Genomic DNA, 5515 nt, shown 5'->3' with positions numbered 1-5515 from the left:
CTCCGGCGGAGCGGAGAAGCCGAACGGTGCCGGGTTGCCGATGTTCAGCTTGAGGATGCGCGCGCCCGCGGCTTCCAGCCGAGTCGCTTCGTCGAGGACAGGCCCACGGACGTCGTAACAGACGTCGACGAGATGGACCAGGATGCTGTCGCAGAGCCCGAAGCAGACGCCGTCGCGGAACAGGCCCGCGCTGTGCACGAACGAGGAGGTGCCGATCCGGCTGACCCCGCAGCCGACGACGTATGTCGCGGGATAGCGCGCCTCGGCCAGGTAATGGATCGAGATGTTGGCGACGACGAAGGTGAAGCCCTCGAACGGCACGGGCCTGCCGTCGGTGAAGATCCGCCAGTCGAGGGTGATGCGGGCGTCCTCGTAGAAGGAGGCCAGCGCGACGTTGTTCAGGTGGCCGTTGCCATCGAGGTCACTGAACCGCGCCTGGACAGGGTGACTGAGCGGGTAGCTGGCGAGGCTGAGCCGCTCCGGATCGCGTCGTGGGTCCATGCCGCCACTGTGCACATCAGCGCGCTCACCTGGGTCGCCGTGCAAGCAATCTCTCACTGCCGGGCCTGGTCCCACCCGCCCAGCGGCACGCCGTCGACGATCGTCAGGCGGACCTGGGCGGCGGACGGGTCACGCAGGGCCACCCGCAGGGGGCGGTGCAGCAGGCAGAGGTCGCCGCGTGCGCCGGGGCGCACGCGGCGCAGGCGGGTCGGGTCCGCCGGGTCGGTGAGGAACAGCGCCAGGGCCGAGGCGGCGTCGAGGCGTTCGTCGGCCCCCAGGACGATGCCGGCGGCGGTGCGCCGCGTCACCGCGGCGGCGATGGCCCGCCACGGGTCGGGATGGCCGAACGGCGCATCGGTGCCGGCGGCGAGTCCGATGCCGGCCCGCACGAGGGAGGCCGCCGGGTACAGCGAGGCCGGATCCTCGTCGGTGACGTCGACGAGGTAGCGGTCGCCGCGCTCGGCGATGAAGTTGGGCTGGGTGACGACGACGAGCCCGGTGCGGCGTAGGTGGCCGTGCAGCTCGGGTGGCACGACGGCGCCGTGCTCGAGGCGATCGCCGCGGCGGGGGCCGGCGATGTCGAGCGCGGCGAGCGTCAGCACCGTCTGGACGCGGGTCACGCAGTGCACGGCCACCGGATGGCCAGCCCGGTGCGCCGCGGTGAACCGGGCGGCGAGGGCGTCGAGGTCGGGCAGCGTGTCGTCGTCGAGGATCACCTTCACCGGCCCGCCGCCGCCGGCGCCGGCGGGCAGTTCCCCGGCCCGTTCTCCGTAACGTTGCCCGGCGGGAGCCTCGGTGAGGGTGGGCTGCGGTTCGGGGCGCATGAGGGTCAGCCGCTGCGGCAGCTCGCCGCGGGCCGCGGCCGCGGCGAGGGTCCGGTGGTGCTCGGCGGAGCGGCCCGGGGTCGCGTCGGTGAAACCGGTGATTCCCGACGCGGCAGCGGTGCGGCCCACGGCGGCGAGGTCGATGGCCACCGGGGGCAGCGCGGCGTGGCGGCGCAGCCAGCCGTCCATCCGCCACAGCCGCCCGGTGGGTGCTCCGGTGGTGTCACGTTCGACGCCCGGCAGGTCGCAGCCGTCGATGCCGGCCAGACCCAGCGCCGCCGAGTTGAACACCCACAGTGCCCCGCCCCGGTGCTGCACCCGCACCGGCCGGTCGGGCAGCAGCGCGTCCAGGGCATGCCGGTCGAGGTCACCGGCCACCGACGGGTGGTAACCGACCGCGCGCACCCACTGTGCCGGCTCCGTGACCGGAGCGGCGCGCAGCGCCGCGCGCAGCCCGTCGACGTCGACGATCTGCGGCGGTCCCACCCGCACCGACGACGCCGACGCCGCCAGCGACAGCAGGTGGACATGATGGTCGTGCAGTCCGGGCAGCAGCGCGCCGCCGTCGGCGTTGATGACGGTCTCACCCTGGCGCGGGCGCAGCGGGTCGGCGCTGATCTCGACGATCCGCCCGCCGACAATCCGCACGTCCGCGACCCGCGCCGGTGGAAGCGTCTCCGGCGGGGTGGCCCGGCCGCCCTGTGGTGCCTCGTCGGCAGCCGGCGTGGCGGTCGGGCCGGGCAGTTCCGTCAGCTCCGCCCGGCGGATGAGCAACGCCCGATGCCCCGCTGCCTGCTCAGCGCCCCCCACCCGCGTCACCATAGTCCGGGGCGTGGGCGCCCGGACCCGCAGAGATCGGCGCGTGGCGGCCGGGACATCACCATGGGCCGGCTGTTCCCGAAGCGGCCTGTCCCCGAAGCGGCCTGTCCCCGATGCCGCGTGGCGGGACGCGCGGGGAAAGCGCGGGCGCCGGACGGGTGATCGATCGATACTGCCTATCCATGGGAAAGACCTACGAACGTCTCGACGGCCGGCTGCGCGGCTTCATCGAGGAACAGGTCGTCTTCTTCGTCGCGACGGCTCCCCTGTCCGCGCAGGGCAGCGTCAACCTCTCCCCCAAGGGCCGTGCTGGGACGCTCACCGTCCTCGACGAGCGGACCCTGGCCTACCTGGACTTCGGCGGCAGCCACGCGGAGACTCTCGCGCACCTGCGCGAGAACGGCCGGATCACGCTGATGTGGTGCGCGTTCAGCGGGCCCCCGACCATCGTGCGGGTACACGGGCGCGGCGAGCCGGTGTTCCGCGACGACCCGCGCTTCGCCGGGCTGCTCGCCCGCTTCGACCCGCGGGCGGCCGACCCCACCGGGCTGCGGTCGATCATCGTCGTGTCGGCCGAGCGGATCAGCGACAGCTGCGGCTACGCCGTGCCGTTCCTGGAGTACCGGGAGGAACGCAGCCTGCACCGGGAGTACTTCGGCCGCCGGACCGACGAGGAATTCGCCGCCTACTGCGAACGCAAGGAGTACAACGGCAGGAGCATCGACGGTCTGCCGGCGTTGCCCCTGCCCCTGCCGCCCCTGCCGCCCGGGCCCGATTCCGGGCCCGATTCCACGGCCGGCCCGGCCGTGACCTGGAGTGTGGAGAACAGATGAGATTCGCCGTCCAGCATGCCGTGGCCGATCCTGCCTGGTCGCCGCGGATTCTCACCCCCGACGCGGTGACGGGATTCGCGCGGGCGGCGGAGGAGGCGGGTTTCGCCGCGCTCGGGTTCAGCGACCATCCCGCGCCGTCGGCGCGGTGGGTCGACTCCGGTGGGGAGGGCAGCGCCGATCCGCTGGTGTCGCTGGCCTTCTGCGCAGCGGTGACGCGCCGCATCCGCCTGTTCACCTGGGCACTGGTGGCGCCCTACCGCAGCCCGCTGCTGACCGCACATCAGGTGGCGACGCTCGACGCGCTCTCCGGTGGACGCCTGACGCTGACCCTCGGCACGGGCTACCTTCGCTCGGAGTTCGGCGCGCTCGGCGTCGACTTCGACGGCCGCCTCGCCGCGTTCGACGAGACGGTGGAGGTGCTGCGGGCGAGCTGGGAGCAGCCGCGGCTGACCCACAGCGGCCGGCTGCTGCAGACCCGCGGCACCAACATCCAGCCGCGGGTCGTTCAGCAGCCGCACCCGCCGCTGTGGTTACACGGCAACAGCGCGTGGGGGCGGGAACGGGCCGTGCGCTACGGGCAGGGCGTCGTCACCCTGCTGACCAACGACACGCTGGCCCGCACGATCCGCACGGCGGCCGTGCCCGGCGTCGACGGTTTCACCCGGGTCGTCGACGACGTCCGGGCCCGTCTGGACGCGGCGGGGCGCCCGCACGACGACATCGACGTGGTGGCCACCGGCATGTGGCCGCAGCTCGACACCCGGGTGGGCTGGGACCCGTCGGCGATGCTCGACGACGTCGCGACGTACGCCAAGCTCGGCGCGGACTGGATCGTGATCGCGGTCTGCGGCGACGACCCGGCCGCGGCGGAGGACACCGTGCGCCGGTTCGGCGAGGAGATCGTCGCCCACGCCGCGGACCCGGTGTAAGCCCGTGTCGGGGCTGTGCGCAGGTCGGGTGGTGATCGTCACGGGGGGCGGCAACGGGATCGGGCGGGCGCATGCGCTGGCGTTCGCCGCCGAGGGCGCCCGGGTGGTCGTCAACGATCTCGGCTGCGACCGAACCGGCCATGGTCGCGGCGACGGGCCCGCGGCCGCCGTCGTCGAGGAGATCCGCGCGGCCGGCGGGCAGGCGGTGGCGAACACCGACGACGTCGCCGACTTCGCCGGGGCCGGGCGCCTCGTCGCCCAGGCGGTCGAGACGTTCGGGGGGCTCGACGTCCTGGTGAACAACGCCGGGATCCTGCGCGACCGCACCCTGGTCAACATGACCGAGACGGAGTGGGACACCGTCGTGCGGGTGCACCTCAAGGGCACCTTCGCCCCGACCCACCATGCCGGCGTCTACTGGCGCAGCGAGCACTCCGCCGGGCACGGGCGGGCCGGGCGCGTCGTCAACACCAGTTCACCGTCGGGACTGTTCGGCAACATCGGCCAGACGAACTACGGCGCCGCCAAGACCGCCATCGCCGGGTTCACCATCACCGCCGCGCTGGAGCTTGCCCGCTACGGCGTGACCGTGAACGCGATCGCTCCGCTCGCGCTGACCCGGATGACCGACGGTCTCACCGGCGACCTGCCCGAGGCCCAGGCGGCGAGGATGACCCCCGGGCACATCGCGCCGCTGGTGGTCTGGCTGGGCAGTGAGGCGTCGGCCGGGGTGACCGGGCGGGTGTTCGCGGTTGTCGGCGGCAGCATCACCGTGCTGGAGGGCTGGGTCGCTGGCCCGGCCGTCGACCTCGACGGCGTCTGGGACCCGGGTGCGCTCGGCGAGGTCATCCCCGGCCTGGTCCGCGCCGCCGCCCCGAACGCCGACCTCACCGGCACCCGTCCCCCGCCGAACGCGCCCACCCGCGGTTGAGTCACCGACTCGCAACGATGATCATGAGTGGCCCCATTTCGTCAACAGTGTTGATTATCTTGTTGATGGCGGAAGACGGTCAGCCGCACTCGCCTATGTGATCACTTTGCCGAAGGGGTCGTGTCGGGGGTGCCGTCGAGGAGGCATTGCAGGCCCGGCGCGCACAGGTCGACGATCCGGTCGCGTTCGGCGGCGCTGATCGCCTCGGCATGCACGATCTTGCGCAGGACGCCGAGGCCGAGCAGGTGGGCCAGGACGAGCTCGGCGCGCAGGGCGGCGTCCGGGCCGGTGAGGCGGGACCGCAGCCGGGCGACGACCTGATCGCGGAAATTGTCGCGCAGCAGCGCGGCGTGCTCGCCGTGCTGGAGCGCGAACGCGACCCGGATGAGCGGGTCACGGCGCTGCTCGTGCGCGTCGAGCAGCGCATGCAGCAGGTGGCGGCCGAGGTCGGGCAGCGGCGCGTCGAGCAGCCGGTCGATCTCGTCGCCGAACCGGGAGACCCGGGCGAAGAGCTGTTCCTTGCTGCCGAAGTACTTCAGGACCAGCGGAGCGCTCACCCCGGCGTCAGTCGCGATCGCCTTGAGCGTGATGGCGGCATAGGGCTGGCGGGCGAACGCCCGGCGGGCCGCGGCAATGATCGCCTCACGGCTGACCTCGGCGTCCCCCCGCACCCGGCCC

6 protein-coding genes are annotated in these 5515 nt (G+C 73.3%); 3 read left to right on the top strand and 3 right to left on the bottom strand.

Annotated elements, in window-relative coordinates:
* A partial coding sequence (locus NBZ85_RS26960) for an acyl-CoA thioesterase (RefSeq protein ID WP_261562845.1) occupies positions 1-501 on the bottom strand: 501 nt, incomplete at its 3' end.
* A 53-nt stretch (positions 502-554) separates the two neighbouring features.
* Positions 555-2135: an amidohydrolase family protein gene (locus NBZ85_RS26955; protein WP_261562844.1), complete on the bottom strand. Its 1581-nt coding sequence runs from the start codon at positions 2133-2135 to the stop codon at positions 555-557.
* 191 nt (positions 2136-2326) lie between these two features.
* On the opposite strand from NBZ85_RS26955, the gene NBZ85_RS26950 reads away from it, so the two are divergent.
* Genes NBZ85_RS26950 through NBZ85_RS26940 form a run of 3 tightly spaced genes read left to right on the top strand, consistent with a single transcriptional unit; the run spans position 2327 to position 4837 of the window.
* On the top strand, positions 2327-2977 hold the full coding sequence (locus tag NBZ85_RS26950) for a pyridoxamine 5'-phosphate oxidase family protein (protein WP_261560049.1): 651 nt from the start codon (positions 2327-2329) through the stop codon (positions 2975-2977).
* Positions 2974-3906: an LLM class F420-dependent oxidoreductase gene (locus NBZ85_RS26945; RefSeq protein ID WP_261560047.1), complete on the top strand. Its 933-nt coding sequence runs from the start codon at positions 2974-2976 to the stop codon at positions 3904-3906. Before NBZ85_RS26950 ends, NBZ85_RS26945 begins: the two co-directional genes overlap by 4 nt.
* Before the next feature lie 4 nt (positions 3907-3910).
* A complete protein-coding gene (locus NBZ85_RS26940; protein WP_261562843.1) occupies positions 3911-4837 on the top strand; it encodes an SDR family oxidoreductase in 927 nt (308 codons plus the stop codon).
* A gap of 101 nt (positions 4838-4938) precedes the next feature.
* On the opposite strand, the gene NBZ85_RS26935 is transcribed toward NBZ85_RS26940, so the two are convergent.
* Positions 4939-5515, bottom strand: a 577-nt coding sequence (locus NBZ85_RS26935; protein ID WP_261562842.1) for a TetR/AcrR family transcriptional regulator, incomplete at its 5' end; no start/stop codon positions are given.

The sequence above is a fragment of the Frankia tisae genome, assembly GCF_025403405.1.
GTDB lineage: Bacteria > Actinomycetota > Actinomycetes > Frankiales > Frankiaceae > Frankia > Frankia tisai.
This window is presented reverse-complemented; position numbering and strand designations above follow the sequence as displayed.

Bases quoted from the DNA above. Each gene is read 5' to 3' on its own strand.
- NBZ85_RS26950 (WP_261560049.1), top strand. From the start codon at position 2,327: ATGGGAAAGACCTACGAACGTCTCGACGGCCGGCTGCGCGGCTTCATC.
- NBZ85_RS26945 (WP_261560047.1), top strand. From the start codon at position 2,974: ATGAGATTCGCCGTCCAGCATGCCGTGGCCGATCCTGCCTGGTCGCCG.